The organism is Lysobacter sp. DMC97 (genome assembly GCF_056313745.1).
Genome location: NZ_JBQUZR010000003.1, coordinates 351,370 through 377,261 on the forward strand (window position 1 = coordinate 351,370; position 25,892 = coordinate 377,261).

Annotated in this window: 28 protein-coding genes; 17 read left to right on the forward strand and 11 right to left on the reverse strand. The window is 69.3% G+C overall.

The genetic code is table 11. From position 1 onward, the window contains the following. The 5 genes from ACT53Q_RS07775 to rpsU all read right to left on the reverse strand — a co-directional run bounded on the left by ACT53Q_RS07775 (position 1) and on the right by rpsU (position 2,385). On the reverse strand, positions 1 to 327 hold the full coding sequence (locus tag ACT53Q_RS07775; RefSeq protein WP_476186090.1) for a type II toxin-antitoxin system RelE/ParE family toxin: 327 nt from the start codon (positions 325 to 327) through the stop codon (positions 1 to 3). After that, a complete protein-coding gene (locus ACT53Q_RS07780) occupies positions 324 to 596 on the reverse strand; it encodes a type II toxin-antitoxin system Phd/YefM family antitoxin (protein ID WP_476186091.1) in 273 nt (90 codons plus the stop codon). Before ACT53Q_RS07780 ends, ACT53Q_RS07775 begins: the two co-directional genes overlap by 4 nt. 424 nt (positions 597 to 1,020) lie before the next feature. Beyond that, positions 1,021 to 1,527: an N-acetyltransferase family protein gene (locus ACT53Q_RS07785; RefSeq protein WP_476186092.1), complete on the reverse strand. Its 507-nt coding sequence runs from the start codon at positions 1,525 to 1,527 to the stop codon at positions 1,021 to 1,023. 11 nt (positions 1,528 to 1,538) lie between these two features. Next, positions 1,539 to 1,985, reverse strand: a complete 447-nt coding sequence (locus ACT53Q_RS07790) for a GatB/YqeY domain-containing protein (RefSeq protein WP_476186093.1) — start codon at positions 1,983 to 1,985, stop codon at positions 1,539 to 1,541. A 184-nt stretch (positions 1,986 to 2,169) separates the two neighbouring features. Then, on the reverse strand, positions 2,170 to 2,385 hold the full coding sequence (gene rpsU, locus ACT53Q_RS07795; protein WP_345304421.1) for a 30S ribosomal protein S21: 216 nt from the start codon (positions 2,383 to 2,385) through the stop codon (positions 2,170 to 2,172). Between the two features lie 178 nt (positions 2,386 to 2,563). Between rpsU and rhuM the strand changes: the two genes are divergently transcribed. The 6 genes from rhuM to ACT53Q_RS07825 all read left to right on the forward strand — a co-directional run bounded on the left by rhuM (position 2,564) and on the right by ACT53Q_RS07825 (position 6,964). Further along, the gene (gene rhuM / locus ACT53Q_RS07800) at positions 2,564 to 3,844 is read left to right on the forward strand and encodes a RhuM family protein (RefSeq protein ID WP_476186094.1); all 1,281 of its coding nucleotides are present in this window, start codon (positions 2,564 to 2,566) and stop codon (positions 3,842 to 3,844) included. Next, entirely contained in the window at positions 3,841 to 4,899 is a 1,059-nt protein-coding gene (gene tsaD / locus ACT53Q_RS07805; RefSeq protein WP_476186095.1) for a tRNA (adenosine(37)-N6)-threonylcarbamoyltransferase complex transferase subunit TsaD, read from the forward strand. The genes rhuM and tsaD overlap by 4 nt, the downstream gene beginning before the upstream one ends. Then, positions 4,896 to 5,156 (forward strand): hypothetical protein, encoded by a 261-nt coding sequence (locus tag ACT53Q_RS07810; protein WP_476186096.1) that lies wholly within the window; start codon positions 4,896 to 4,898, stop codon positions 5,154 to 5,156. Before tsaD ends, ACT53Q_RS07810 begins: the two co-directional genes overlap by 4 nt. Further along, positions 5,153 to 5,509, forward strand: a complete 357-nt coding sequence (gene folB / locus ACT53Q_RS07815) for a dihydroneopterin aldolase (RefSeq protein WP_476186097.1) — start codon at positions 5,153 to 5,155, stop codon at positions 5,507 to 5,509. Before ACT53Q_RS07810 ends, folB begins: the two co-directional genes overlap by 4 nt. A 10-nt stretch (positions 5,510 to 5,519) precedes the next feature. Further along, positions 5,520 to 6,014 (forward strand): 2-amino-4-hydroxy-6-hydroxymethyldihydropteridine diphosphokinase, encoded by a 495-nt coding sequence (folK, locus tag ACT53Q_RS07820; protein ID WP_476186098.1) that lies wholly within the window; start codon positions 5,520 to 5,522, stop codon positions 6,012 to 6,014. A 116-nt stretch (positions 6,015 to 6,130) separates the two neighbouring features. Further along, positions 6,131 to 6,964 (forward strand): DUF6159 family protein, encoded by an 834-nt coding sequence (locus ACT53Q_RS07825; RefSeq protein WP_476186099.1) that lies wholly within the window; start codon positions 6,131 to 6,133, stop codon positions 6,962 to 6,964. 116 nt (positions 6,965 to 7,080) lie between these two features. On the opposite strand, the gene ACT53Q_RS07830 is transcribed toward ACT53Q_RS07825, so the two are convergent. Beyond that, positions 7,081 to 7,818, reverse strand: a complete 738-nt coding sequence (locus ACT53Q_RS07830; RefSeq protein WP_476186100.1) for a pteridine reductase — start codon at positions 7,816 to 7,818, stop codon at positions 7,081 to 7,083. Between the two features lie 110 nt (positions 7,819 to 7,928). Between ACT53Q_RS07830 and ACT53Q_RS07835 the strand changes: the two genes are divergently transcribed. From ACT53Q_RS07835 to ACT53Q_RS07845, 3 genes are all read left to right on the forward strand, one after another. After that, complete coding sequence (locus ACT53Q_RS07835; RefSeq protein WP_476186101.1) at positions 7,929 to 8,081, forward strand: DUF3149 domain-containing protein; 153 nt, start codon at positions 7,929 to 7,931, stop codon at positions 8,079 to 8,081. Positions 8,082 to 8,124: 43 nt separating this feature from the next. Then, positions 8,125 to 9,309, forward strand: coding sequence for a class I SAM-dependent methyltransferase (locus ACT53Q_RS07840; RefSeq protein WP_476186102.1), 1,185 nt, complete (start codon positions 8,125 to 8,127; stop codon positions 9,307 to 9,309). A gap of 73 nt (positions 9,310 to 9,382) precedes the next feature. After that, complete coding sequence (locus tag ACT53Q_RS07845; protein ID WP_476186344.1) at positions 9,383 to 9,736, forward strand: VanZ family protein; 354 nt, start codon at positions 9,383 to 9,385, stop codon at positions 9,734 to 9,736. On the opposite strand, the gene ACT53Q_RS07850 is transcribed toward ACT53Q_RS07845, so the two are convergent. The 4 genes from ACT53Q_RS07850 to ACT53Q_RS07865 all read right to left on the reverse strand — a co-directional run bounded on the left by ACT53Q_RS07850 (position 9,733) and on the right by ACT53Q_RS07865 (position 14,431). After that, the gene (locus ACT53Q_RS07850) at positions 9,733 to 10,980 is read right to left on the reverse strand and encodes a multifunctional CCA addition/repair protein (protein WP_476186103.1); all 1,248 of its coding nucleotides are present in this window, start codon (positions 10,978 to 10,980) and stop codon (positions 9,733 to 9,735) included. The genes ACT53Q_RS07845 and ACT53Q_RS07850 overlap by 4 nt on opposite strands. Before the next feature lie 154 nt (positions 10,981 to 11,134). Then, a complete protein-coding gene (locus tag ACT53Q_RS07855; protein ID WP_476186104.1) occupies positions 11,135 to 11,512 on the reverse strand; it encodes a PH domain-containing protein in 378 nt (125 codons plus the stop codon). Between the two features lie 49 nt (positions 11,513 to 11,561). Next, positions 11,562 to 12,455: a complex I NDUFA9 subunit family protein gene (locus ACT53Q_RS07860; protein WP_476186105.1), complete on the reverse strand. Its 894-nt coding sequence runs from the start codon at positions 12,453 to 12,455 to the stop codon at positions 11,562 to 11,564. Beyond that, entirely contained in the window at positions 12,452 to 14,431 is a 1,980-nt protein-coding gene (locus tag ACT53Q_RS07865; RefSeq protein WP_476186345.1) for a lytic transglycosylase domain-containing protein, read from the reverse strand. Before ACT53Q_RS07865 ends, ACT53Q_RS07860 begins: the two co-directional genes overlap by 4 nt. 251 nt (positions 14,432 to 14,682) lie before the next feature. Between ACT53Q_RS07865 and ACT53Q_RS07870 the strand changes: the two genes are divergently transcribed. The 3 genes from ACT53Q_RS07870 to groL all read left to right on the forward strand — a co-directional run bounded on the left by ACT53Q_RS07870 (position 14,683) and on the right by groL (position 19,833). Beyond that, a complete protein-coding gene (locus tag ACT53Q_RS07870) occupies positions 14,683 to 17,550 on the forward strand; it encodes a TonB-dependent receptor plug domain-containing protein (RefSeq protein ID WP_476186106.1) in 2,868 nt (955 codons plus the stop codon). A gap of 238 nt (positions 17,551 to 17,788) precedes the next feature. Next, complete coding sequence (locus tag ACT53Q_RS07875) at positions 17,789 to 18,079, forward strand: co-chaperone GroES (protein ID WP_476170560.1); 291 nt, start codon at positions 17,789 to 17,791, stop codon at positions 18,077 to 18,079. Between the two features lie 110 nt (positions 18,080 to 18,189). Beyond that, on the forward strand, positions 18,190 to 19,833 hold the full coding sequence (gene groL / locus ACT53Q_RS07880) for a chaperonin GroEL (RefSeq protein ID WP_476186107.1): 1,644 nt from the start codon (positions 18,190 to 18,192) through the stop codon (positions 19,831 to 19,833). A 98-nt stretch (positions 19,834 to 19,931) separates the two neighbouring features. On the opposite strand, the gene ACT53Q_RS07885 is transcribed toward groL, so the two are convergent. Continuing rightward, complete coding sequence (locus ACT53Q_RS07885; protein WP_476186108.1) at positions 19,932 to 20,927, reverse strand: DUF8213 domain-containing protein; 996 nt, start codon at positions 20,925 to 20,927, stop codon at positions 19,932 to 19,934. 404 nt (positions 20,928 to 21,331) lie between these two features. Here ACT53Q_RS07885 and glnE point away from each other — a divergent pair, with 404 nt between their 5' ends. The 5 genes from glnE to ACT53Q_RS07910 all read left to right on the forward strand — a co-directional run bounded on the left by glnE (position 21,332) and on the right by ACT53Q_RS07910 (position 25,892). Then, entirely contained in the window at positions 21,332 to 24,142 is a 2,811-nt protein-coding gene (glnE, locus tag ACT53Q_RS07890; RefSeq protein WP_476186109.1) for a bifunctional [glutamate--ammonia ligase]-adenylyl-L-tyrosine phosphorylase/[glutamate--ammonia-ligase] adenylyltransferase, read from the forward strand. 145 nt (positions 24,143 to 24,287) lie between these two features. Continuing rightward, positions 24,288 to 24,563: a hypothetical protein gene (locus tag ACT53Q_RS07895; RefSeq protein WP_476186110.1), complete on the forward strand. Its 276-nt coding sequence runs from the start codon at positions 24,288 to 24,290 to the stop codon at positions 24,561 to 24,563. A 173-nt stretch (positions 24,564 to 24,736) separates the two neighbouring features. Next, the gene (locus ACT53Q_RS07900; protein WP_476186111.1) at positions 24,737 to 25,048 is read left to right on the forward strand and encodes an ElaB/YgaM/YqjD family protein; all 312 of its coding nucleotides are present in this window, start codon (positions 24,737 to 24,739) and stop codon (positions 25,046 to 25,048) included. A 14-nt stretch (positions 25,049 to 25,062) separates the two neighbouring features. Next, complete coding sequence (locus tag ACT53Q_RS07905) at positions 25,063 to 25,491, forward strand: phage holin family protein (RefSeq protein ID WP_476186112.1); 429 nt, start codon at positions 25,063 to 25,065, stop codon at positions 25,489 to 25,491. Further along, on the forward strand, positions 25,488 to 25,892 hold the full coding sequence (locus ACT53Q_RS07910; protein ID WP_476186113.1) for a hypothetical protein: 405 nt from the start codon (positions 25,488 to 25,490) through the stop codon (positions 25,890 to 25,892). Before ACT53Q_RS07905 ends, ACT53Q_RS07910 begins: the two co-directional genes overlap by 4 nt.

Below are 25,892 nucleotides of genomic sequence, written 5' to 3' on the forward strand. Positions count from 1 at the left end.
TCAGCAGCGGGTCAGTCGTTCGAGCAGCACGGTATCGAGTTCGCGCCGGCTGTCCAGCACGGCCACCACGAAGACCGATGCGGCGTCCATGCGGTACAGCAGGCGCCAGGGGCGTTCGATCAGTTCGCGATAGTGGGTGATTCCGATCTCCCGCAGTTCGGGGACGATGCGTCCGCGTGCAGCCAGCGTCGCGAGGGTCGTGGCACGCGCCTGCAGCCGGTCCAGCACGGCCAGCGCTGCGGCGACGTCGTCCGCGGCGATGTGGTCGACGATCGCGCCGAGGTCCTCGATCGCGGTGTCGGTCCAGAGCACGGCGCCTGCGTTCATTCCCGGGTCGCGACGCGCTCGCGCAGGCGCGCGAAGGCGTCGTCCTGCGCCGTCAGGCGGCCGGCGCGCACGTCGGCTTCGCCCTGCGCCACCAGCTTCAGCATGAGCAGCGCCTGCTGCTGCCGCTGGTAGCTCTCGAAACTCTGGACGACGGCGCTGGCGCGCCCGTTCTGAGTCAGCACGACCGTTTCCGAGGCGTCCTGAAGCCGTTTCAGCCATTGGCTGGCGTCGGCCTTGAAGTCGCTGAGGCTGATGATCGGGTCGCTCATGGGACATGTCCTGCCAGACCGAATTCGGTCCGAGTATAGCTCAGGGTTGCGGGTGCCGGGAAAGACGACGCCCCGGCGGACCGGGGCGTCGCAGGGCTCAGTCCCCGAAAGAACTCATTCCCTGAAAGAAGTGGTGCCGTTCGGCGCCGTCATGGCGACCGGTGCGGAGGCAGCACTGTTTTGAACCTCCGGGTCGAGCCGCACGGACAGGGATCGTGGCGGCCCAGCTTCTCGACCAGTTCCTTGTCGCCGTGGACGAAGCGGCGGCCGCGCTTCACGCGGGCCTCGGACGGATAGCCCTTGCGGCGCTTGCGGGTGACCTCAACGCCCGGCGCGGCCTCGAAAGCACGGCGTGCGGCGGTTCTGCTTGCGGTTCATGGTGCACCTCCTGCGAAAGCGACCGGGGATCGGTCGCGTGAAACGATCAGGTCTCGCGATCCTGCGCCGCCAGCGCCGCGAGCGCGTCGCCCGTCACCCGCTGCACGGTCCACGCGTCCATCCCGACCGCGCCGAGGCTGCGGTAGAAGTCGATGGCGGGCGTGTTCCAGTCCAGCACCGACCACTCGAAGCGGCCGCAGTCGCGGTCCAGCGCGAGCTTCGCCAGCCGCACCATCAGCCGCTTGCCGAGACCCAGCCCGCGGTACTGCGGGCGCACGAACAGGTCTTCGAGGTACAGCCCGGGCTTGCCGACGAAGGTCGAGAAGTTGTGGAAGAACAGCGCGAACCCGGCGGCCTCGCCGTCGACCTCGGCGATCAGCACCTCGGCGCGCGGGGTGTCGCCGAACAACTGGCGGGCGAGGCCGGCCTCGTCGGCGACGGCCTCGTGCGCGAGCTGCTCGTACTCGGCCAGCTCGCGGATGAAGGCGAGGATCCGTCCGGTGTCCTCGCGGACGGCCGGGCGGATGGCGATGGCGGGCGAAGGCGCGGTCATCGCGGCGGGGCTCAGCCGGCGAGGCGCTGCTTGATCAGCTTCGAGACCTCGCCCATGTCGGCCTGGCCGGCCAGGCGCGGCTTCAGCACGCCCATGACCTTGCCCATGTCGGCCGGGCCGGCGGCGCCGGTCTCGGCGACGGCAGCCTCGATCGCGGCCTTGATCTCGGCCTCGCCCAGCTTGGCGGGGAGGTACTGCTCGATGATCGCCATCTCGGCGCGCTCGACCGCGGCCAGGTCGTCGCGACCGGCCTTGTCGTACTGCTCGATCGAGTCCTTGCGCTGCTTGACCATCTTGTCGAGCACGGCCAGCACGCGGGCGTCGTCCATCTCGACGCGCTCGTCGACTTCCTTCTGCTTGATGGCGGCGTTGATCAGGCGGATGGTGGCCAGGCGCTCCTTTTCGCCGGCCTTCATCGCGGTCTTCATGTCGTCGGTGAGGCGTTGCTTGAGGCTCATGGTGGGGCTCCGTGGAATCGCGGTCCGCGGGGCGGACGCGAGGAAAACAGGGGAACAAGGTGGAAATGGATCGGGAATCGGTCGCCGGAGGCCGGCGATCGGGAAACGCAAAAAGCCGGCTGCGCTGGGCGCGGCCGGCTTCGGGATTCGCAGCGGAACGCGACCGCGGGGGTCGCGCCGGGAATCAGTACAGACGCTGACGCTTGGTGGCGTCGCGCGAGGTGCGGCGGGCTTGGCGCTTCACCGCGGCGGCCGCCTTGCGCTTGCGTTCCTGAGTCGGCTTTTCGTAGAACTCGCGCTTGCGGACTTCGGCCAGGACCCCGGCCTTCTCGCAGGTGCGCTTGAAGCGGCGCAGGGCAAACTCGAACGGCTCGTTTTCGCGGACTTTGACGCTGGGCATAGGAATCTCGTTAAGGAAGCCTGGCCCGGTCCTTCCGGGCGAGCCGCGCATGATAAAGGGCTCGGCTTTTGCGGGCAAGGTCTCCCTCCCAAGAACCGCACCCTGGTGCTTGCCATGATGTTGCCATAAATCAAAAAATTTGATAAATAAGTTCCATCTGGTTCTGAGGCCGCTGCCAATGGATGTTCGCAAACTTGTCGAATTGTTCGGTGGTCAAACTGCGCTTGCAGGATTGGTGGGAATCAATCAGAGCGCTGTTGCCTACTGGGTGAAAAAGGGCGCGATCCCAAGCAAATGGCACGGCAGGATTCTGGAGCTTGCCATCGACAAGGGGGTGCGGCTGGAAGCTTCCGATCTGATCCCTAGGCCTTCCGCAACTTTGCAGCTAAGCCCCAGTGATGAACGTCATGGCGCGGGTGGCGAATTTGATGGCGGGCAACTGGCCCCGTTCATGTTTTATGCCTCTGCAGAAGGCACCGTGAAGATTCAGCTGCTCGTTCAGGATGAAACGTTGTGGGCGTCGCAGCGGGGAATGGCGGAGATTTTTGATGTCGAGATCAGCACTATCAACTACCATCTTTCGCAAATCTTTGATTCAAAAGAGCTTTCGGAAGAGGCAGTTGTTAGAGAATTTCGAATACCTGCTGTTGATGGTAAGACCTACGGCACCAAGTTCTACAGCCTCGACGCCATCATCTCGGTCGGCTATCGCGTGAACTCCCACAAGGCGACCCGGTTCCGGGTCTGGGCGACGACCGTCTTGAAGGAATACCTCACCAAGGGATTTGCTCTTGATGACGATCGTTTGAAACAAGGCAAGGCCTTGTTCGGTAAGGACTACTTCGATGAACTGCTGGATCGGATCCGCGAAATCCGCGCATCTGAGCGACGGTTCTATCAAAAGATCACCGATCTCTACGCGCAGTGCAGTGTCGACTACGATCCGAACTCACCAATCACCCAGCGGTTTTACGCGCATGTCCAGGACAAGCTGCATTACGCCATCCATGGGCATACATCGGCTGAATTGATTGACCTGCGTGTCGATGCGAACAAGCCGAACATGGGGCTGACGCATTGGAAGAACGAAGGTTCCGGCGGGAAGATCACGAAAACGGATGTCCTCGTTGGCAAGAATTATCTCCATCAGGAAGAAATTGAGCATCTGAACCGGCTTGTCAGCATGTACCTCGATACAGCCGAGAATCTGGCAAGGCGACAGCGTGTCCTCACGATGGAAGAGTGGGCAAGACGGCTCGACGATTTCCTACGCTTCAATGAATACGATGTGCTTGCGGACTACGGCAAGGTAAGACGGGAGGCTGCCGAGCGGCACGCGGTACAGGAATACGAAAAGTTCCGCATTGTCCAAGACCGTAACTATCGTTCGGACTTCGACAAAGTGGTGGATGAGATCAGAATCACGAAGAAGCTGCCGAAAGGCGATCAAGAAGCATGAAGGTCCTCGGCATCGAATCCAGCTGCGACGAGACCGGCGTGGCCGTGTACGACACGGCCCGGCCCGGCGCGGCCGGGCTGCGGGCGCATGCGGTCTACAGCCAGATCGCGCTGCACGCCGAGTACGGCGGGGTGGTGCCCGAACTGGCCAGCCGCGACCACGTGCGCAAGCTGCTGCCGCTGATCCGCCAGACCCTCGCCGAGGCCGGGCTGTCGGTCCGCGACCTCGACGGCGTGGCCTACACGGCCGGCCCGGGGCTGGTCGGGGCGCTGCTGGTCGGCGCCGGCGTGGCGCGGGCGCTGGCCTGGGCGCTGGACCTGCCGGCGATCGGCGTCCACCACATGGAGGGCCACCTGCTGGCGCCGCTGATGGAGGACGAGGACCCCGTCCACGGCCGTCCCGAGCCGCCGTTCGTCGCCCTGCTGGTCTCCGGCGGCCACAGCCAACTGGTCGCGGTCGACGCCATCGGCACCTACCGGCTGCTCGGCGACACGCTGGACGACGCCGCCGGCGAGGCTTTCGACAAGTCGGCCAAGCTCATGGGCCTGCCGTATCCGGGCGGCCCGCAGCTCGCGGCGCTGGCCGAGACCGGCGATCCCGGCCGCTACCGGTTCCCGCGGCCGATGACCGACCGCCCCGGCCTCGATTTCAGCTTCAGCGGCCTGAAGACGCAGGTGCTGCTGGCCTGGCGCGATTCCGACCAGAGCGACACCGCCCGTGCCGACATCGCCCGCGGGTTCGAGGACGCGGTGGTCGACACGCTCGCGATCAAGTGCCAGCGCGCGCTCGACGCCACCGGTGCGAAGACTTTGGTGGTGGCCGGCGGCGTCGGGGCGAACAAGCGCCTGCGGGCGAAGCTGCAGGCGATGGCCGCGAAGCGCGGTGGCCGGGTCTGCTTCCCGCGGCCCGAGCTGTGCACCGACAACGGCGCGATGATCGCCTTCGCCGGCGCGCTGCGGCTCGAAGCCGGCCAGCGCAGCGACGCCGCCGTGCACGTCGTGCCGCGCTGGGACATGGCGACGTTGCCGGCGGTCGAGCGAGGAGACGCCGCATGAGGGCGTACGGTCATCGCAAGGGCGAGGTGCAGGCGGTCGAATCGACCGTCGAACTCGACGATGTCGTGATCGAGGTCGACGAGCCGTTCCTCGTTGCACTCCGGGATTTCGTGCAATACGCGCTGGATGACATGCGTCGTCTCGGCACGCGATACGACCACGTGCATTTCCAGGACAAGAGTGCAGCGTGGCGGCCGTCGTGGCCGGATATCATCCTGATCCGCAAAAGCGACGATCATCCCGGGGACACGACATGACGGACAAGGTTTTCATCGAAGCCCTCGAGATCGAGGCGCTGATCGGCATCTACGACTGGGAGCGACGCATCCGCCAGCCGCTGCTGTTCGATCTCGAGATGAGCTTCGACAACCGCAAACCCGCGTCGACCGACGACATCGTCGACACGCTGGACTACAAGGCGGTGAGCAAGCGCCTGATCGAGTACGTCTCGGCGTCGTCGTTCGGGTTGGTGGAAACGCTGGCCGAGCGCTGCGCGGAGATCGTGCTGGCTGAATTCGCGGTGTCCCACGTGCGCCTGAAGCTGAGCAAGCCCGGCGCGGTGCGCGGCGCGCGCGCGGTGGGCGTGATCATCGAACGCAGCCGGTCCTGAGGACGTCGCGATGGGCAAGGCCTACCTGAGCCTCGGCAGCAACGTCGAGGCCGAGCGCAACCTGCGTTCGGCGTTCGCGGCGCTGCGTGCGCGCTTCGGCGACGTCGTCGCGTCGACGGTCTACCGCTTTCCCGCGGTTGGTTTCGACGGTCCCGATTTCCTCAACGCCGCGGCGGTGATCGACAGCGATCTCGATCCGCAGGCGCTCAATGCGTGGCTGCATGCGCTGGAGGATGCGCACGGGCGCGATCGCAGCGGGCCGCGTTTCGGCGATCGCCCGCTCGACATCGACATCGTGTTCTACGACGACCTGGTGCTGTCGGGGCCCGGGCACCTGCAACTACCGCGCGACGAACTGCGCCATGCGTTCGTGCTGCGGCCGCTGGCGGAGATCGCGCCGGGCTTCGTTGATCCGCGCAGCGGACGCACGCTCGCTGCGCTGTGGGCCGCGTCGCCGGAGCGCGACGTGGCGTGCACGCCGGTGTTCGATGGCGCAGGCGATTGAGCGGTTCGGCGAACGCAACGTTATTGCATCACCGGTGACTTCCTGCGCTTGCGGGGGGGGCAGCGCATCGCGGACGATGCCGCCTCCACACACCGTGTCCGGGGAGGACGCAGGCGATGTTCGAGAAGTTCTCGCGCAGTTGGGACCTGGTGAAGGCCAGCGCGTCGGTGCTGCGCGCCGACAAGGAGCTGATGCTGTTCCCGGTGCTCTCGTCGCTGGCGACGTTGCTGGTGCTGGCGACGTTCGCGCTGCCGGTGTTCGCGTTCAAGCTGTTCGACCACGGCTTCAACGTCGTCGGTGCGCTCGTCGGCTTCGCGTTCTATTTCTGCCAGTACGCGGTGATCGTGTTCTTCAACAGCGCGCTGGTGGGCGCGGCGTCGATCCGGCTGGAAGGCGGTGATCCGACCTTCTCCGACGGCATCCGCATCGCGCGCGGCAAGCTGCCGGCGATCATCGGCTACGCCGCGATCGCGGCCACCGTCGGCGTCGTGCTGAAGTCGCTGAAGGACCGCGACAACAACATCATCGTGCGCATGATCGGCAGCGGCCTGGGCGTGGCGTGGACGCTGGCGACGTTCCTGGTGGTGCCGGTGCTGGTGAACCGCGACATCGGGCCGGTCGAGGCGCTGAAGGAAAGCGTGGCGCTGCTGAAGAAGACCTGGGGCGAGAACGCCATCGGCCACGTCGGCATCGGCGCAGCGTTCGGCCTGATCGCGACGTTCATGGTGCTGGTCGGCATCGCGGCGACGTTCCTCGCCTGGCAGGCGGCGCCGGCGGCGGGGATCACGATCGCGATCGTGGCGGTCGTCGCGCTGCTGGTGCTGGCCACGATCCAGTCGGCGCTGGGCGGCATCTATTCCGCGGCGCTGTACCGCTACGCCGTCTCGCGCGAGACGCCGCCGGCGTTCCGCGGGCTGGCGCTGGAATCGGCGTTCGCGCCGAAGCGCTGAAACAAGGCGTGAAACGCAGCATGAAACGCAAGTTGAAACGCGGCTTGTAACAAGTCTCGAAACAGGCAACGCACCACGGGCCGGCGCCGCACGACGCCGGCCCGTGTCGTTTGCGATCACCCTGCGAGCAACCGTCCGCCGTCGACGCGGATCGTCTGCCCGGTCGTGTAGGTCGCGTCCTGCAGCAGCCAGCGCACGGCTTCGGCGATCTCGTCCTCGGTGCCGGTACGCGCCAGCGGCGTCTTCGCGAGGATCGTCTCCTTCGCGGCCTCGGGCTTGCCTTCCGGCCACAGGATCGCGCCCGGCGCGACCGCGTTCACGCGCACCTGCGGCGCGAGTTCGAGCGCGAGCGCGTGGGTGGCGGCGACCAGCGCGGCCTTGCTCATGCCGTAGACGATGTGGTCGCGCAGCGGACGCTCGGCGTAGATGTCGACGAGGTTGACAATGGCCCCGCGCGCGGCGCGCAGATGCGGCGCAGCGGCCTGGGCGAGGATCACCGGCGCGCGGGCGTTGACGAGGAACTGCGCGTCCCAGTCGGCGGGCGTGATCGTGCCCAGCGGGGTGGGCGAGAACGCCGAGGCGTTGTTGACCAGCGCATCGAGCCGTCCGAAGCGGCCGACGGTGTGCGCCACCAGCTCGGGCAGGCGGTCGTACTCGGCGAGATCGGCCTGCAGCGCCAGCGTGCTGCCGGGGCGATCGCGTTCCAGCGCGGCGACCAGCGCGGCCATGTCCTCGCCGGAATCGCGGTAGTGCAGCGCCAGATCGTGGCCGGCCGCGTGCAGGCGGCGGGCGATGGCGGCCCCCAGGCGGCGTGCGGCGCCGGTGACGAGAGCGACGGGGCGGGAGTCGGACATGGCGGGGTCTCCGCGCTCCGGAAGGGCGCGACGGGGGCATTTGACCACAGTCAAACGCTGCCGCCGGCACAGGCGCATGCTCCCCGCGCCATTCCTGTCGGAGCAATGCCATGGACCCGATCCTTTCCGAACTCTTCGCCAAGCCCGTCGGCTGGATGACCCTCGGCGGCCTGGGCTTCATCGTCCTCATGGGCGGTTACATCTGGTGGTACGCCCGCAAGAAGATCCGTGAAGAAGAAAACGACGCACAAGCCCCCCGCTGAGTGGGATTCGCTATCCTGTGCAGCCCCGCAAAGGAGCTGCCGCATGGCGATCGACGATGAGCTGGACCCCGATGCCATCGCGCACAGCGAACGATTGGCGGAAGTGATCAGGGACCAGATCGCGAGCAACGGCGGCGTGCTGCCCTTCTGGCGGTTCATGGAGCTGGCGCTGTACGCGCCGGGTCTGGGCTACTACAGCGCCGGTGCCACCAAGCTCGGACCGGGCGGCGATTTCGTCACCGCGCCCGAGCTGGGCAGCCTGTTCGCCGAATGCGTGGCGGACGCCTTCGCGCCGGTACTGAAGCAGATCGGCGACGACGCGGTGTTCGTCGAAGTCGGCGGCGGCAGCGGCGCGTTCGCCGAGGCCGCGCTGCGCCGGCTCGCGGCCGTGGGTGCGCTGCCGGCGCGCTACGCGATCCTCGAACCCAGCGCCGACCTGCGCCAGCGCCAGCAGGTGCGCCTGCGCGAGCGCCTCGCGCCCGAGGTCTTCGCCCGCGTGTCGTGGCTGCAGATGCCGATCCACGAACCGTGGAACGGCGTGCTGTTCGCGAACGAGGTGATCGACGCGCTGCCGACCTCGCGCTTCGCGATCCGCGACGGCGAGGTCTACGAGGAACACGTGGCGCTGGACGCCGACGGCGGTTTCGTCCGCGTCGATCGCCCCGCCGATGCGCTGCTGTCGGCGGCGGTGCGACACGTCGAACGCCAGTGCGGCACGTCGTTCCGCGATGGCTACCGTTCCGAAGTGCTGCCGCAGTTGCCGTACTGGCTGCAGGCGGTGCTCGGCGGCCTCGGCACCGGCGCGGTGCTGCTGACCGATTACGGGTATCCACGCCGCGAGTACTACGACCCGCGCCGCGAGGACGGCACGCTGCGCGCGTTCCATCGCCACCGTTTGGTCGACGACGTGTTCGCGCGCGTGGGCCTGCAGGACGTCACCGTGTCGGTGGATTTCACCGCGCTGGCCGAAGCCGGCACCGGCGCGGGTTTCGACTTCGCGGGCTACTGCTCGCAGGCGAGTTTCCTGATCGGCAACGGCCTGGAGCAACGCCTGGCCGATCAGGAATCGCACGCGCCCGACGAGGCCGCGCGCTACGCGCTGCGCCAGCAGGCGAAGCAGCTCACCCTGCCGGGCGAGATGGGCGAACGCTTCCAGGCGATCGGCTTCTCGCGCCGCGTCGATCTCGACCATGCCTTCCTCGCGGGCGATCTGAGCCACAGGCTCTGACGCCGTGGCCGGTTATCGCTACGGCCGTTCGCTGAAGCCGTTCCGCCGGCCGTGGCTGTGGTCGCTGCTGTGGATGGTGGCGGTGTCGACGGTGGTCGCCTTCTCGCTGCTGCCGGCGTCGTCGCTGCAGACGTTGCCCAGCGCGAACGACAAGCTCGAACACTTCCTCTCGTACGCCGTGCTCGCGGCCGGCGCGGTGCAGCTGTATCCGCGCTGGCGCTCGCTGTCGATCGTCGGCCTCGGGCTGGTGCTGATGGGCATCGCGCTGGAATACGCGCAGGGCGCGATGGGGCAGGGCCGGATGATGGACCGCATGGATGCGCTGGCGAACACGCTGGGCGTGATCGCCGGACTCGGCACCCGGCTCACGCCGCTGCACGACGTGCTGCTGCGGCTCGATCGCCGCGACGACGCGTCGTCGCGCTAGGACTCGTCCGCGGGCGTCTGTTCCGCACCGCGCGCCGCGCCGATCGCGGCGATCCGCGCACGCCGCAATGCCTCGCCGATCGCAGGGCCGTCCATGCCCGGACGCGCGACGTCGCGGCCCTGCACGGCCAGCGCCGCCGCATGCAGGCGGACGAGCTCGGCGCCCTGCGGATATGCGCTCTCGGCCATGCCGCCACGGCCGCGCTTGTCGGCCTCGCAGACGACGGCGAGTTGCGCGATCCGCTGCGGTTGCCGGAAACCGTCGCAGCGCGCGATCACGTCGTGGACCTTCGCGTTGCGCAGCTCGCCGAGCCGATGCACGTTGAGATGCTCGCGGCAGGCGGCGCGCGCGAGGTCGCGATGCACCGAGGGCACCTTCAGCCGCGCGCACAGCGCCTCCAGCGGTTCGAGGCCGCGCTGTTCGTGCAGGATGTGCTTCGGCAGTTCCTCCGCCGGCGTCAGCGCCTTGCCGAGGTCGTGGGTCAGCGCGGCGAAGCCGATCACGTCGTCGCCCGGCGCCAGCCGCGCGGCCATGTCGCAGACCATTTCCACGTGCACGCCGGTGTCGATTTCGGGATGGAATTCGGCGCGCTGCGGCACGCCGTACAGCGCGTCCACTTCCGGCAGCACGACCTTCAGTACGCCGCAGTCGTGCAGCGTGCGCAGGAACGCCGACGGCCGCGCCGCGCGCAGCGCGCCGGCGAGTTCCTTCCACACGCGCTCGGCGGTGAGATCGGCCAGTTCGCCGGCCTCGGTCATCGTGCGCATCAGCGCCATGGTTTCCGGCGCGACGGTGAAGCCGAACGGCGCCAGCCGCGCCATGAACCGGCCCGCGCGCAGCACGCGCAGCGGGTCGTCGACGAAGGCCGGGCCGACGTGGCGCAGCACGCGCGCTTCCAGATCGCGCACGCCGCCGTGCGGATCGACCAGCGTGCCGTCGTCGGCCTGCGCGATCGCGTTGATCGTGAAGTCGCGGCGCAGCAGGTCTTCTTCCAGCGTCACCTCGGGCGCGGCGTGCACGACGAAGCCGCGGTGGCCGCGTGCGGATTTGCGTTCGGTGCGGGCGAGGGCGTATTCCTCGCCGCTGTCCGGATGCAGGAACACCGGGAAATCCTTGCCCACGGTCTTGAAGCCGGCGGCGAGCATCGACTCCGGCGATTCGCCGACGACGACGTGGTCGCGATCGTGCACCGGCAGGCCGAGGAGGCGGTCGCGCACCGCGCCGCCGACGAGATAAGTCTTCATCCTGCGAGTGTACCGGTAGAGCGGCCTTCAGGCCGCTGCTCTCCATTGCAACTCGAATGGCAGCGGCCTGAAGGCCGCTCTACCGGAACGAGTGTACGTAGGGCGGGCCTTGGCCCGCCACCCGCATGCCCTGCCGAATGTCAGGCGATGCGCCTCAGCGCGTCGCGTGCTGCGCCAGCAGCGCGACGATCGCCTGCGAACCCGAGCCGCGGCCGAGGTGCAGTTCGATCGGCGCCGGCTGACCGGACAGCCAGATCCGCAGTTCGGCTTCCAGATCGAAATGGCCCGCTGTCTCCAGCGAGAACATCGTGATCGCGCGGTACGGGATGCTGCGGTACTCGGTCTTCTTCGCGGTGAGGCCCTGCTTGTTCACCAGCATCACGCGGCGGTCGGTGAACACGACCAGGTCGCGGATGGTGGAGAACGCGCGTTGCAGCGCTTCGCCGGGCGCGAGCAGCGGCGCGAATTCCTCGGCGAGCTTGTCGACCGGCGTTTCGCCGGCGTGGCCGAGCAGGCCGTCGATCAGTCCCATGGGCATGTCCTCGTGGTCGAAATGGAAGCGGAGTGCGGGCGGCGACGCGTCAGGCGCGCGTGCCGAGGATTTCGGGCAGTTTCGCGCGGACGTCGGTGGGCGCGATGCCGAGCTTCGGCAGGCCGTTGTCGTCGCTGGTCGAATCGCGCTGCAGCGAGCGCCAGTTGTCGCGGCTGATCGGCTTGCCCGGCAGGTGTTCGCCGACCTCGGCCTGCACGCGGCCGAGCGCGCCGGGCAGCGGCAGCACGAAGCGCGACCAGCCCTTGGTCTTCGCGGTGAGCTTCACGATTTCGCCGAGTGTCATGACGTCCGGGCCGACGAGGTCGTAGGACCGGCCGATGGTGGCGTCGTCGACCAGCGCACGCGCGAAGGCCGCGGCCACGTCGCCCACCCACACCGGCTGGAAGCGCACGTCGGCGCCGCCCAGCGGCAGCCCCGGCGCGAAGCGCAGCAGTTGCGCGAAGCGGCAGAACAGGCCGTCGCCGGGGCCGGCGATCACCGACGGCCGCAGCAGCGTCCAGTCCAGCCCGGACGCGACGACGTGCGCCTCGGCCTCGCCGCGCGCCTGCAGGTAGTGGCTGGCGCCGTCGCCGGCGTGCAGCGCGCTCATCTGCAGCAGGCGACGCACGCCGGTGGCGCGCATCGCGTCGATCACCGCGCCGCCGAGTTCGACGTACACCTTGCGGAAGCCGCGGCCGTCGTCGCCGCGTTCGTTGAGGATGCCGACGAGGTTGACCACGGCATCGGCGCCCGCGAAGGCCTCGCGCAGGAATGCGGCGTCGTGCACGTCGCCCGCGCGATGCCCGGCGCCCGGCGGCACGCGCTCGCGCGTGGCCGCGTCGCGCGAGAGCACGTCCACGCGATGCCCGTCCGCGAGCAGGCGCGCGACCAGCGACCGGCCGACGAAGCCGCTGCCGCCGAGGACGACGACATGCCGGCTCATCGCCGCGGCGTTCCCGTGCCGGCAGCCGGCGGGACCGGGCACACGAAGGGCTTGCGCGTCTCCACCATCCGCCCGGCGAGGCGGTCGGTGATCGGCAGCGCGTTGCCGTTGAGCCGCCAGTCGTAGATCACGCTGAAGGCGAGGATGCGCGCGACGTAATCGCGGGTTTCCTTGTAACTGATGGTCTCGATCCAGAAGTCGGCGTCCATCCCCGGGCGCTGCGTCTGCCAGCGCGCCACCGGCGCCGGGCCGGCGTTGTAGGCGGCGATCGCGACGTAGGTCATGCCGTACTTGTCTTCCAGTTCGCGCAGGTAGGCGGTGCCCAGCGCGATGTTGAACTCCGGCTCGTACAGCGCCTCGCCGCCGCTCCACGGCAGACCGAGGCGGCGGGCGAGGCCCGCGCCGGTCGACGGCAGCACCTGCATCAGGCCGCGGGCGTCGGCACCGGAGCGCGCACGCGGATTGAACACGCTTTCGGCGCGGATCTCGGCGGCGACCCAGGTCGGATCGATGTTCTGCTTCGCCGCCTCGCGCCGGATCGCGGTGTCGTGGTGCAGCGGGAAGCGCAGCGTGTACAGCTGCGATTCCTCGGGATAACTCTTGCCGCCCACGTTGACCAGCCCGAACACGCCGCGGTCGAACCAGCCGTTGTCCTGGGCGATGCCGACGGCGATGCGGCGCTGCTCGGGCGTGAACCGCGACAGCGCATCCTTCCACTCGCGTTCGGCCCAGGCGGGGCGGTCGATGCGGTACAGCAGCATGGCGCGGATCATCGAAGGATCGTTGCCGACCGCGGTCTTCGCGGCGGGCGTGGTGGCCGGCGTCGACGGGCACAGCGCGTACGGCGCGCCGATGCGGTCGGCGGCGAGGAAGCCGTGGAATTCCGGCTTCATCGCCGCGTCGCGGTACAGCGCTTGGGCCGTGGTGCGGTCGCCGCCCATCTCCAGCAGCCGCGCCTCGAAATAGCGCCAGCGCGAATCGCGGCGCTGGGCGTCGGGCATCGCGCGGATCGCCGCCAGCGCCGACTTCCAGTCGGAGCGGGCCATGGCCTCGCGCGCCTGCCATTCGTGGAGTTTGTCGTCGTAGGCGACGTCGGGCACCGCGGCCAGCCGGCGTGCGGACTCGGGGCCGTACGAGGCCACCGTCCACAGCGCGGCCTGGTACAGCGCGCGGCCGCGCTCGGCGTCGTTCAGGCCCAGCGCTTCCGTGATCTTCGGCAGCCGCGCTTCCGCCGCCGCCGGGTTGGCCTTCGCCAGCTTCGCCAGCCCCTGCGAGGCGACCAGCCGGCTGCGTGCGGTCTTCGGCCAGCCCAGCGCACGGTCGTGGGGGGATTCGATGAAGGCGGCGTAGTCGTTCGCCAGCGCGAACTCGTCCGCGGGCAGGCCGCGGGCGGCGGCGCGCATCACGCCCGGCTGCCACTCGGCGGCGGCCTTCTCGATCCGTTCCCAGCGCAGGGCCGGGGTCAGCCCGCCGCGGGCGGCCAGCACCGCCATCGGGGCGTCGCAGCCGTCGGGCAGCGAGCGCCCGGTGCTGCGCCACAGCGCCTGGGCGTCGGCGGTCCAGTCGGCATCGGTCAGGCCCAGCGCCTGCCGGGCGTTCAGTTCGGCGCAGCGCAGGGCGGCGCTCTTGATCGATGGCGACCAGGCGGCGCGGAAGGCCGGCCAGTCCTCGCGCCGCGCCAGCGCCGCCAGCCACTCCTCGCGGAAGGCCTCGGCCGCGGGCTGGCCGGCGAAGCGGGTGAGGAAGGCCTGGCCGTCGGCCGCGGGCAGGGTGTCGAGGTCGCGACGGAGGCCGGCGTATTCGACCCAGCCGGCCAGGGCGTGGCCGGCGGGCAGGGGCGAGGCCGGGGTCTGGCCGCGCTCGGCGGCTTCGATGGCGGCCCGGGTGCGGGCCAGGGCGGGGGTGTCGTTCTGCGCGCGGCAGGCGGCGGGGGAAATCGCGATCAGCAGGGTCGCGAGCAGGGGCAGATGGGGGATGCGCATGCGGGGACTATAGCGAAGCGGGATGAACCATCGGCGGGTGCACGGGCCACGGTGACGGGTGCGACGGCCGGGTGGGCGGACGGGGCGGACCGACAGGATCCGGCCCCTGCCGGAGGTCCCGGGGCCCGCCGGCATCTTGCCCCGCCTTCACATTTTGTTTACAAAGCCGGGGTGCCGCTCCGGGAGGGGGCCCGGGCGGTGGCCGCTGCGACACTTTAGATATTCAATTTCAACGGAGAGAACCCATGAGCAAGCTGCGCCGTAATCGCCTGACGGCCGCTGTCCACCTGACGCTGCTCCTCGCACTGCCCGGCATCGCCGCGGCGCAGGACGCGCAGAGCGACAAGAGCACCCTCGACACCATCAGTGTCACCGGGTCCCGCATCAAGCAGACCAATGCCGTCACCGCCCAGCCGGTGTACGTCATGGACCGCGCCAAGATCGAAGAGACCGGCGTCGCCAGCGTCGGCGAGCTGCTCCAGCAGCTGACGGCCAGCGGCAAGGCCCTGAACGCCAAGTTCAACTCCTCGGGCAACTTCGGCTATCCGCCGGACGGCGGCGGCATCGGCGCCGGCTCGGCCCAGGTCGACCTGCGCAACCTCGGCTCGCAGCGCGTGCTGGTCCTGGTCGACGGCATCCGCTGGGTCAACGAATCCTCGGCCTCGGGCGTCAGCGGCAGCGCCGACCTCAACACCATCCCGCTGGCCATCATCGACCGCGTCGAAGTGCTGGAAGACGGCGCTTCCGCGATCTACGGCTCCGACGCCATTGCCGGCGTGGTGAACATCATCACCCGCAAGAACTTCAAGGGCGCCGAGCTGCACACCTACTACGGCGAATACAGCCGCGGCGGCGAGACCAAGGATGCGTCCTTCACCTTCGGCACCGGCGGCGACGGCTGGAACGCGGTCTTCGGCGCCAGCTACTACAAGCAGGACCGCATCAGCTCGGGCGACTGGGGCCAGTCCTCGTTCCCCGAACCGAACGCCGGCCTTGACGCGGGCAGCTCGGGCACCCCGCAGGGTCGCTTCGTGTTCTCCGACCCCTCGGGCAACTTCTACAGCATCACCCTCAACAACGGCACCACCGCCCCGGTGTTCGTCCCGGGCAACCCGAACGGCGGCACCTACCACCAGTTCACTGGTGCCGACCGCTTCAACTTCGCGCCGTTCAACCTGCTGCTGACGCCCAGCGAGCGCAAGGCCCTGTTCGCCAGCGCCACGATCGACCTCGGCGAGAACACCCGCCTGCACTTCAAGGGCCTGTTCAACAACCGCGAGTCGGCCAACCAGGCCGCGCCCGAGCCGATCTTCGTCGGTCCCGGCGCCGGCACCGGCGGCATCGCCGACACGATCTCGATCCCGGCGAACCATCCGTACAACCCGTTCGGCTTCGCCCTGGACGCGAACAGCAACTTCGTGTTCATCGGCCGTCGTCCGCTGGAAGTCGGGCCGCGCATCTTCACGCAGAACGTCGACACCTGGTACTTCAACGTCGGCCTCGACGGCCTGTTCGACATCGGCGACCGCAACTTCGGCTGGGATGCGAACTACGTCCACAGCCGCAACTCGGCGACGCAGCGCTTCACCAACGGCTACAACGTCGCCCACATCCGCACTGCGCTGGGCGATCCGGCGGTGTGCGCCGCGACCCCGGGCTGCGTGCCGCTGGACATCTTCGGTGGCCAGGCGCGTCCGTTCACCCGGCAGATGATCGACTACATCATCACCAACCAGCGCGACGCCAGCACCCAGGTGCTCGACTCGTTCTCGTTCAACATCACCGGTGACCTGTTCGCGATCGCCGACCGCAACGCCGGCTTCGCCGCCGGTGCCGAGTACCGCAAGTACAAGGGCGACTTCAATCCCGATCCGCTGCGCCAGACCGGCGAGTCGCAGGACTCGTTCGCTTCGCCGATCTCCGCCAGCTACGACGTGAAGGAAGTCTACGGCGAGTTCAACTTCCCGGTCCTCGCCACCCTCGACCTGACCGCCGCGATCCGCTGGTCCGACTATTCGACCTTCGGCAGCACCACCACCGGCAAGGTCGGTTTCCGCTGGCAGCCGATCGAGGACGTCGTGGTCCGCGGCACCTACTCGCAGGGCTTCCGCGCCCCGAACCTGGGCGAGCTGTACGGCCTGACCCAGTTCGGCGCCACCCTGACCGACCCCTGCGGCCCGACCGGCGCGCCCGTGGTCGACCGCACCAACGGCGTCTCGCCGGGCCTGGAAGCGGCGTGCGTCGCGGCGGGCGTGCCCGACAACTTCGAGCAGGCCAACACCCAGATCACCACCTTCACCGGCGGCAACCGCGACCTGGATCCGGAGAAGTCGGACAGCTGGACCGTGGGTGCGGTGTACAGCCCGGGCTGGGGTGAAGACCAGTCGTGGTCGCGCAAGCTTGACTTCGAAGTCGGCTACTACGACCACAAGATCGATGGCGCCATCCTGTCGGCCGACCTCCAGACCCTGCTCAACGCCTGCTACACCACCGGCAACGGCACGGATCCGAAGGTCTGCTCGCCGTTCACCCGCGGCAGCAGCGGCAACCTCAACCCGCCGAACAACTTCCTGCAGAACTTCGGCACGGTGAAGACCAGCGGCGCCGACCTCAAGGTCAACTGGCTGAGCCCGGAATGGGGCTTCGGCAGCCTGAGCGCCTCGCTGCAGTCGACCTGGATCCGCGAGTACAAGGCGGTCGACGGCGACGGCAACGTCAGCTCGCGTCGTGTCGGCATCGAAGTCGGCGACAGCGCGATCCCCGAGTGGCAGACCAACGCCCAGCTCGGCTGGCACAAGGGCAACTTCGACGTCGTCTACGGCCTGCGCTACATCGACTCGGTCGAGGAAGACTGCAACAGCGCGACGATCTCGGATGTCCCGAACTGCCTGAACGCCCGTGCGGTCAACAAGCTCGGCGCCGTGACCTACCACGACGTGCAGTTCTCGTGGAACAACGCGCTGTTCGACGGCCTGAAGCTGTCGGTGGGCGGCAACAACGTGTTCGGCAAGGAACCGCCGATCTGCGTGACCTGCTCGCTGAACGGCTACGACGCCGGCACGTATGACCTGCCGGGCGCCTTCTGGTACGTCAGCGCCGACTACCGGTTCTGATCGATCCGGTCGCGACAACCCGGTCCCGGCCTCGCGCCGGGGTCGGGACCGGACGAAGGGGCGGAGCGATCCGCCCCTTCTTCTTTGCCCGGCCCCCTTGAAAGCCGCCGGGCGCCCCCCATCTCCCGCCCGTCCCGGCAAGCCGGGCGCACTTTTGCCGCGGTTTTGGCAGTCTCGGGTCGAGAGTGCTAAGATCGCCGCCCTTTCCCAACCCAATCAACCACTTGCGAGGATCCGCATGAATCTCAAGCCGCTCTACGATCGCGTGATCGTCAAGCCGATCGAAGCCGAGGAAACCTCCATCGGCGGGATCATCATCCCCGACGCCGCCAAGGAAAAGCCCACCAAGGGCGAAGTCGTCGCCATTGGCGAGGGCAAGTTCATCGACGCCACCGGCGGCCTGCGTGCGCCGAAGGTCAAGGTCGGCGACAAGGTGATCTACGGCCAGTACTCGGGCTCGGCGTACAAGGCCGACGGCGTCGAATACAAGATCATCAAGGAAGACGACATCCTCGCGATCGTCGGCTGATGCGCGCGGGCGGGCGCATCGCCCCGCCGCACGCGTGCTGACGCATCGCTGTCGCAACGGCGGGCCAGGGCCCGCCCTACGAACACCACATTTTTCCGGAGTTTCAGACCATGGCTGCCAAAGACATCCGTTTCGGTGAAGACGCCCGCTCGCGCATGGTGCGCGGCGTGAACGTGCTCGCCAACGCCGTGAAGGCGACCCTCGGCCCGAAGGGCCGCAACGTCGTGCTCGAGAAGAGCTTCGGCGCCCCGACGATCACCAAGGACGGCGTGTCCGTCGCGAAGGAGATCGAGCTGGCCGACAAGTTCGAGAACATGGGCGCGCAGATGGTGAAGGAAGTCGCGTCCAAGACCTCCGACAACGCCGGCGACGGCACCACCACCGCGACCGTGCTGGCCCAGGCGCTGATCCGCGAAGGCATGAAGGCGGTCGCCGCCGGCATGAACCCGATGGACCTCAAGCGCGGCATCGACAAGGCGGTCACCACCGCCGTCGCCGAGCTGAAGGCCATGAGCAAGCCGACCGCCGACGACAAGGCGATCGCCCAGGTCGGCACGATCTCGGCCAACTCCGACGAATCGATCGGCAACATCATCGCCGACGCGATGAAGAAGGTCGGCAAGGAAGGCGTGATCACGGTCGAGGAAGGCTCGGGCCTGGACAATGAACTCGACGTCGTCGAGGGCATGCAGTTCGACCGCGGCTACCTGTCGCCGTACTTCGTCAACAACCAGCAGTCGATGGCCGCCGAGCTGGACGACCCGTACATCCTGCTGCACGACAAGAAGATCTCGAACGTCCGCGACCTGCTGCCCGTCCTCGAGGGCGTGGCCAAGGCCGGCAAGCCGCTGCTGATCGTGGCGGAAGAAGTCGAGGGCGAAGCCCTGGCGACGCTGGTGGTCAACACCATCCGCGGCATCGTCAAGGTCTGCGCCGTGAAGGCCCCGGGCTTCGGCGACCGCCGCAAGGCGATGCTGGAAGACATGGCCATCCTCACCGGCGGCACCGTGATCTCCGAGGAAGTCGGCCTGTCGCTGGAGAAGGCCACGATCAAGGATCTCGGCCGCGCGAAGAAGGTGCAGGTCTCGAAGGAGAACAGCACGATCATCGACGGCGCCGGCGACACCTCGGCGATCGAGGCCCGCATCAAGCAGATCAAGGCCCAGATCGAGGAGACCTCGTCCGACTACGACCGCGAGAAGCTGCAGGAGCGCGTCGCCAAGCTCGCCGGCGGCGTGGCCGTGATCAAGGTCGGCGCCTCGACCGAGATCGAGATGAAGGAAAAGAAGGCCCGCGTCGAAGACGCCCTGCACGCCACCCGTGCGGCCGTCGAGGAAGGCATCGTCCCGGGCGGCGGCGTCGCGCTGATCCGCGCCAAGACCGCGGTCGAAGGCCTGAAGGGCATCAACGAAGACCAGAACCACGGCATCCAGATCGCCCTGCGCGCGATGGAAGCCCCGCTGCGCGAGATCGTCACCAACGCCGGCGAAGAGCCCTCGGTCATCGTCAACAAGGTGAAGGAAGGCACGGGCAACTTCGGCTACAACGCGGCCACCGGCGAATTCGTCGACATGGTCGAGGCCGGCATCCTGGATCCGACCAAGGTCACCCGCACCGCGCTGCAGAACGCGGCTTCGATCGCCGGTCTGATGATCACGACCGAAGCGATGGTCGCCGATGCGCCGAAGAAGGACGAGCCGGCCCCGGGCGGCATGGGCGGCGGCATGGGCGGCATGGGCGGCATGGATTTCTGATCCGCGTCCCGCAGTCCCCGCGACACGAAAAACCCCGCGAGCGATCGCGGGGTTTTTCTTTGGCCGGCCGCCGGATGACGGCGGTCAGTGGCGGATCGTCAGTGGCAGGTCGTGTAGCAGGAAATCGCGCCGAAGGCGTAGTCGTCGGCGGCCTCGGTCCATTCGTCGCCGCAGGCACCGAGTTGCGAGTTGTGGTCGCGATTGCAGACGTCGTGGTCGAGGCAGTCCTGGTACCACGCGCCGAGGCCGTCGCCCACGCCGCAGCCCGCGCCGCAGCGGCCCGCGCACGAGCTCGCGCCGCAGCCGTAGGCGACGGTCTTGCTGGTGTAGCCGTGTGTGGGACAGAAGTCGTGCGAGGACGAGCGGTAATACACTTTGCCGTTGAGGCAGACGTCCGCGATGCTGTGCAGGTTGGTGAAGCTGCCGCCGCTCTGCTCGTTGCACGAGGCCTTCTGCGGCGGGCTGTCCAGGCGCGGCAGGTCGCCGTTCGGATTGGCGTTCGCGAGCGTGGCGCCGGGCAGCAGCGGCTTGGCGTCGCTGCGGCGGATCGTCCACGTCTGCTTCAGGCGATGGCCCAGCGGCACTTCGGAATACATCTCCGACAACCGCCACAGCAGGTCGAGCGACTTCGGCGTGCTCTTGGCCGAGCCCTGCATCAGCAGGCTGCGGCCGAGTTCGGTCTGGAAGGTGCGCAGCACGGCACGGTCGCTGGCATCGATCACGACGCCGGCCTCGGTGCTCACCACCAGCGTGCCGGCGGCGTAGTCGATCTCGTGGTCGATCACCGCGCCGTTGATTTCCAGCCTCGCCTGCACGCGATCGGGTGCGGCGCCGGCCGCGGTGCGCTTGCCGGCGGTGGACAGGCTGCGCGTGGTGAACGTCATCGCGCCGGAGGGCGTGACGAGCTGGCCGGTGATGTCGTCGCCCAGGGCCTTGGCGATCTTCAGCTGGCCCGGCTGGACCAGGTCTTCGGCGGCGTTGGCGTCCTGCCCGGACGCGGTTTCGGCGGCGGGACGCGCGGCGTGCGCGGTGCCGAGGGACAGCAGGCCGGCGCAGACGACGGCCGCCAGCCGGGATTTCAGGGTGCGATGCATCAGGAACCACTCCTTGGAAACGGGATGAAAGACGCGGCGTCCGCAGGCCGGCGCCTCCCCGGGCGATCCGGACCGTCCCGACGCAGCGGATGGATGGCCGGACATGTCGACCGGCATTCCCAGTATGCGCATCCCTGAACCCGACGGAAGCCACAGGGCCTTCGTCCGCAGGCCATTCCCGGCCCCGTTCGCGGCCGATCCCGGACGGCTTAAATGTACCGCCGGGTTCTTTTTTGCACCGCAGCGTGCTTTGTCCTAACGCATCCTTCACGATGCGCCGGCATCCCGACGTGGGGGAGGGAGCAGGCCCGCTACCGGTTCGACCGGGGCGGGCTTTTTTATTGCGCGCATCGCGCAGGTGCCTCGCCCGGTCGCGCATCGCGCCGGGATGCCAGAATCCGCGGATGACTCCAGCGCGTCCCGTCGATCCGCCCGATGCCCCGTCCGATGCCGTGCTCGATCGCGCCCTCGCGCGGCTGTGCGCGATCGTGCCCGCGCTGGCCGATGATGCAGACGCCGCGGCGCGCGTGCGCCGGCTCGCGCAGGCCAGCGATTTCGCGGTCGATGTCTGCCTGCGCCAGCCCGCGCTGCTGCCCGCGCTGCTGGCCGACGACGGTGCGTCGCCGCTGCCGGCGCTAATGCTTTCGGCCGACCATCGCGCCGAATGGCCCGCCTTGCTGCGGCGCCATCGCCACGCCGCCTCGGTGCGCCTGATCTGGCGCGACGTGCACGGCCTCGACACGCTCGACGACACGCTCGCCGGCACCAGCGCGCTGGCCGACACTTGCCTGCAGGTCGCGCTCGAAGCGCTCGAAACCGAATTCGCACAGCGCTTCGGTGTCGTGCGCGATGCCGACGGCGCGCCGGTGCGGCTGGTGGTGTTCGCGCTGGGCAAACTCGGCGGAGGCGAACTGAACTTCAGTTCCGACGTCGACCTGGTCTACGCCTACGCCCGCAACGGCGAGAGCGACGGCACGCGCGCACTGGCGGCCGAGGATTACTTCGCACGCCTCGGCCAGCAGCTCGCGAAGCTGCTCGACGAAACGACGGCGGACGGGTTCTGCCATCGCGTCGACCTGCGCCTGCGGCCGTTCGGCAACGCCGGGCGCATCGCGCTGAGCTTCGCGGCGATGGAGCAGTACTTCCAGCGCGAAGGCCGCGACTGGGAGCGCTACGCCTGGCAGAAGGCGCGGCCGGTGGCCGGCGATCTCGATGCGGGCGAACGCTTCCTCGACGCCTTGCGGCCGTTCGTCTACCGGCGCTATCTCGACTACGGCGCGCTCGACGGCCTGCGCGAGATGAAGGCGAGCATCGCCGCCGAAGTCGCGCGCCGCGACATGGCCGACGACATCAAGCGCGGCCCGGGCGGCATCCGCGAGGTCGAATTCCTCGCGCAGGCGCTGCAGTTGATCCGCGGCGGCCGCGAGGCGGCCTTGCGCGAGCGTCGCCTGCAGCCGGCGCTGCGCGCGCTGCGCGACGCCGGCCACCTGACCGCCGACACCTGCGATGCGCTGGTGGCCGCGTACCGTTTCCTGCGCGTGCTGGAAAACCGGCTGCAGATGCTCCGCGACGCGCAGACCCAGCGCCTGCCCGAGGACGCGCACGACCGCGCGCGGATCGCGCGCGGGCTGGGCTTCGCCGACTGGGCCGCGCTGTCGATCGAACTGGAGACGCACCGGGCGCGCGTCGCCGGCGAGTTCGCGGCCCTGCTCGCGCCGCGCGGCGAGGTCGCGCGGCCGGATGCGCTGGTCGCCTACTGGCGCGCACTGCGCGCGGAGAACGACGCGGATCCAGCCGGGGATGCCGGCGCGCTGCAGGACGCCGGCTTCGCGGACGCGGGCGGCGCCGACACCGCGCTGCGCGACTTCGCCCGCGCGCCCGGCGTGCGCGAGCTGTCCGATGCCTCGCGCGCGCGGCTCGACCGGATCATGCCAGCGCTGCTGGCAGGCATCGCCGTGTCCAGCGAACCGCCGCTGGCGCTGCGACGCGCGCTGGCGGTGCTGCAGACGCTGCTGCGGCGCGCGAGCTATCTCGCGCTGCTCGACGAACAGCCGGCGGCGCTGTCGCGGCTGGTCGACACGCTGGCGCGCAGCGCGCTGCTGGCCGATCGCCTGGCCAAGCACCCGCTGCTGCTCGACGAACTGCTCGACCTGCGCGTCGCCGGGCCGCTGCCGGACGCCGTGGCCTTCGCCGAGGCGGCCGCGGCGGCGCTGCGCCACGACGACGGCGAGGCCGCGCTGCTCGCGCTCAACGAGGCGCGGCAGACGCTGGGCTTCCGCATCGCGCTGGCGGTGCTGGATAGTCGCGTCGAGGCGGTCGAGGCCGCGCGCCGGCTGGCGGCGCTGGCCGACGCGCTGCTGGTCGCCGTGCACGCGCTGGCGCTGCGCGAACTGGAGGCGCAGCACGGCCGCATCGACGGCTTCCGCTTCGCGGTGCTGGGCTACGGCAGCCTCGGCGGGCGCGAATTGGGCTTCGGTTCGGATCTCGATCTCGTCTTCGTGCATGACGCGCCCGCCGACGCGATGAGCGACGGTGCGCGCGCGCTTGACGCGCCGCGCTGGGCGGCGCGGCTGGCGCAGAAGATCGTCGCGCTGCTCGGCGCGCCCACGGGCGCAGGCCGGCTGTACGAAGTCGACGTGCGCCTGCGCCCGGACGGCGCCAAGGGCCTGATGGTGTCGACGCTGGCGAGCTTCGACGACTACCAGCGCCAGCGCGCCTGGACGTGGGAACACCAGGCGCTGGTGCGCGCGCGGGCGGTCGTGGGTGATGCCGCGCTGTGCGACGCGTTCGAGCGCACCCGCGCCGGGACGCTCGCGCGCCCGCGCGACGCGGACGCGCTGCGCGAGGAGGTGCGCGCCATGCGCGCGCGCATGCGCGGCGAGCTGGATCGCTCGGCCGGCGAACGTTTCGATCTCAAGCAGGGCGAGGGCGGCCTGGTCGATCTCGAATTCCTGCTGCAGTACGGCGTGCTGCGCGACGCGGCGCGGACGCCGGCGCTGCTCGCGCCGCGCGACACGCCCGGGCTGATCGATGCGCTGCGTGACGCCGGCGCGTTCGATGCGGACACCGCGGCGTCGCTGCATCGCGCACATGCGGCGTTGGTCGCCGCCGGCCTGGCCTGCACCCTCGACCGGCGCGCGCGGATTGTCGTGCCGGATGCGGCGGTGGCGGAGGCGCGGGCGATCGTCCTCGACGCGGTCGGGACATCGAGCTGAACCGAAGGCTTACGACTCGACGCCGGTCATTGCCGACCGGTTGAGTGCCCGGGTGGACGGATTGCACCATGGCCGCGGTGCCGCAACGGCATCGTCATGTGGACAGGGGCTCAGGATGAGGATTTCGACAGGTTGCAGGATCGGCGTGGCCACGTTCGCGCTGGGGATGCTGGGCGGCTGCGTCACCGTGACGCCGCTGATCACGCCGTCGGGGGCGCAGGGATTCAGCGTCAACTGTTCGGACATGAACGACATCGGCGAGTGCTACAAGAAGGCCGGCGAGCTGTGCGGCACCAACGGTTACGAAGTCATCGACCGCCACAACGCGCAGGATTCGTTCTGGTCCGAGTCGAACCAGACGCTCGTCATCCGCTGCAAGCAGCGGGGAGAACCGGCCACGCCGGTGAAGGTCGGGGCCTGAACCCGGTCGAACCGGTTCGGCGCCTCGCGAAGACCGCGTTCCGCCCGATGCGTCCCCGGCATCGTTCCGGATGCCGGGGTGTGTCCCGGTTCGGGATTCCATGCGCCGACCGCGGTATCCTCGTCGCGAGGGGCGCCTTCCGGCGCATCCCCCACCCCAACGAGGAGCCTCACATGTCGAAGAACCACTATCTGGACACCGAAGAACTCGTCACCGACGCCAAGGTCGTGCTCGACGACGTCGAGTCCATGCTCGAGGAAGCCGCTTCCGCCACCGGCGAACGTGCGCAGGCGTTGCGTGCGCGTGCCAGCGAGGCCCTCGGCCGCGCCCGTGCGCGCCTGCAGGACGCGCAGACCTCGGTCGCCCGCAACACCAAGGCCGCGGCCCGTGCGACCGACGACTGGGTGCACGACAACCCGTGGGGCGCGATCGGCATCGCCGCCGGCGTCGGCTTCCTGGTCGGCCTGCTCGTCTCGCGCCGCTGAGGGCGCGTCCGGCCATGGCATCGCCGCTGCAGTCCCTGCGCCGCGTGAGCACCGCGGCGCTCAACTTGCTGCTGTCCCGCGCCGAGTTCGCGAGCCTGGAGCTCGCGGAGGCGCGGGTGCAGTTGTTGCGCTGGTTTCTGCGCGGGCTGCTGGCGATGCTGCTGGTCGTGTTCGCGGTGGCCACGGCCACTGCCCTGTTCGTCGCGCTGCTGTGGCCGCACATCGGGCCGTGGTCGCTGCTCGGGTTCGCGGTGCTGTATGCCGGCATCGCGCTCGGGCTGCTCGGCGGACTCAAGCGCGAGATCGACGCGGCGCCGCCGCCGCTCGCCGAAACCCTGCGCCAGCTCGCCGAGGATCGCCGCGCGATCTTCGGCGGCGCGGGCGAGGGCGGTGACGCCCAGAACACCGTCGCCGACGGCGACGACCCGGAGATCTCGGGATGAGTCGCGATCCCCGTTCGGAAGTCCGCGCGATGCGCATGGAACTGTTGCGCATGCGCGCGTCGATGCAGCGCGACGAACTGGCCGACGCCGTGGCCGAACTGCGCCACCGCACCGGCAACGTGCGCGGCGTGATGTCGAGCCTCGGCGGCCTTGGCGCCGGCGTGGCCGCGCGCAGCGGCTGGATCGGACTCGCCGCCAGCCTGATGCGGCGGCCGTGGGCGGCCGCGATGGCGCTGTCCGCCGTGCGTGCGCTGAAGCGTCGCCCCGTGCTCGGCACCGCCACCGTGGTTGCCGGCCTGGCGGCGTGGGGCGCGTTCCGGATCTTCCGCCCCGACGTCGATCGCGACCCCGCGGCGCGTCCCGCGAAGCCGGCGCCTCGTCGCCCTGCATCTCGCCGCTAG

Excerpts from the sequence above, each read along its gene's own strand:
- folB (WP_476186097.1), top strand. The coding sequence starts at position 5,153 with ATGACGGACAAGGTTTTCATCGAAGCCCTCGAGATCGAGGCGCTGATC.
- glnE (WP_476186109.1), top strand. The coding sequence starts at position 21,332 with ATGACTCCAGCGCGTCCCGTCGATCCGCCCGATGCCCCGTCCGATGCC.
- ACT53Q_RS07910 (WP_476186113.1), top strand. The coding sequence starts at position 25,488 with ATGAGTCGCGATCCCCGTTCGGAAGTCCGCGCGATGCGCATGGAACTG.
- ACT53Q_RS07810 (WP_476186096.1), top strand. The coding sequence starts at position 4,896 with ATGAGGGCGTACGGTCATCGCAAGGGCGAGGTGCAGGCGGTCGAATCG.
- ACT53Q_RS07885 (WP_476186108.1), bottom strand. The coding sequence starts at position 20,927 with ATGCATCGCACCCTGAAATCCCGGCTGGCGGCCGTCGTCTGCGCCGGC.
- ACT53Q_RS07775 (WP_476186090.1), bottom strand. The coding sequence starts at position 327 with ATGAACGCAGGCGCCGTGCTCTGGACCGACACCGCGATCGAGGACCTC.
- ACT53Q_RS07860 (WP_476186105.1), bottom strand. The coding sequence starts at position 12,455 with ATGAGCCGGCATGTCGTCGTCCTCGGCGGCAGCGGCTTCGTCGGCCGG.
- ACT53Q_RS07900 (WP_476186111.1), top strand. The coding sequence starts at position 24,737 with ATGTCGAAGAACCACTATCTGGACACCGAAGAACTCGTCACCGACGCC.
- ACT53Q_RS07905 (WP_476186112.1), top strand. The coding sequence starts at position 25,063 with ATGGCATCGCCGCTGCAGTCCCTGCGCCGCGTGAGCACCGCGGCGCTC.
- ACT53Q_RS07830 (WP_476186100.1), bottom strand. The coding sequence starts at position 7,818 with ATGTCCGACTCCCGCCCCGTCGCTCTCGTCACCGGCGCCGCACGCCGC.
- ACT53Q_RS07875 (WP_476170560.1), top strand. The coding sequence starts at position 17,789 with ATGAATCTCAAGCCGCTCTACGATCGCGTGATCGTCAAGCCGATCGAA.
- groL (WP_476186107.1), top strand. The coding sequence starts at position 18,190 with ATGGCTGCCAAAGACATCCGTTTCGGTGAAGACGCCCGCTCGCGCATG.
- folK (WP_476186098.1), top strand. The coding sequence starts at position 5,520 with ATGGGCAAGGCCTACCTGAGCCTCGGCAGCAACGTCGAGGCCGAGCGC.
- ACT53Q_RS07855 (WP_476186104.1), bottom strand. The coding sequence starts at position 11,512 with ATGGGACTGATCGACGGCCTGCTCGGCCACGCCGGCGAAACGCCGGTC.
- rpsU (WP_345304421.1), bottom strand. The coding sequence starts at position 2,385 with ATGCCCAGCGTCAAAGTCCGCGAAAACGAGCCGTTCGAGTTTGCCCTG.
- ACT53Q_RS07780 (WP_476186091.1), bottom strand. The coding sequence starts at position 596 with ATGAGCGACCCGATCATCAGCCTCAGCGACTTCAAGGCCGACGCCAGC.
- rhuM (WP_476186094.1), top strand. The coding sequence starts at position 2,564 with ATGGATGTTCGCAAACTTGTCGAATTGTTCGGTGGTCAAACTGCGCTT.
- ACT53Q_RS07840 (WP_476186102.1), top strand. The coding sequence starts at position 8,125 with ATGGCGATCGACGATGAGCTGGACCCCGATGCCATCGCGCACAGCGAA.
- tsaD (WP_476186095.1), top strand. The coding sequence starts at position 3,841 with ATGAAGGTCCTCGGCATCGAATCCAGCTGCGACGAGACCGGCGTGGCC.
- ACT53Q_RS07850 (WP_476186103.1), bottom strand. The coding sequence starts at position 10,980 with ATGAAGACTTATCTCGTCGGCGGCGCGGTGCGCGACCGCCTCCTCGGC.
- ACT53Q_RS07790 (WP_476186093.1), bottom strand. The coding sequence starts at position 1,985 with ATGAGCCTCAAGCAACGCCTCACCGACGACATGAAGACCGCGATGAAG.
- ACT53Q_RS07785 (WP_476186092.1), bottom strand. The coding sequence starts at position 1,527 with ATGACCGCGCCTTCGCCCGCCATCGCCATCCGCCCGGCCGTCCGCGAG.
- ACT53Q_RS07870 (WP_476186106.1), top strand. The coding sequence starts at position 14,683 with ATGAGCAAGCTGCGCCGTAATCGCCTGACGGCCGCTGTCCACCTGACG.
- ACT53Q_RS07835 (WP_476186101.1), top strand. The coding sequence starts at position 7,929 with ATGGACCCGATCCTTTCCGAACTCTTCGCCAAGCCCGTCGGCTGGATG.
- ACT53Q_RS07845 (WP_476186344.1), top strand. The coding sequence starts at position 9,383 with ATGGTGGCGGTGTCGACGGTGGTCGCCTTCTCGCTGCTGCCGGCGTCG.
- ACT53Q_RS07825 (WP_476186099.1), top strand. The coding sequence starts at position 6,131 with ATGTTCGAGAAGTTCTCGCGCAGTTGGGACCTGGTGAAGGCCAGCGCG.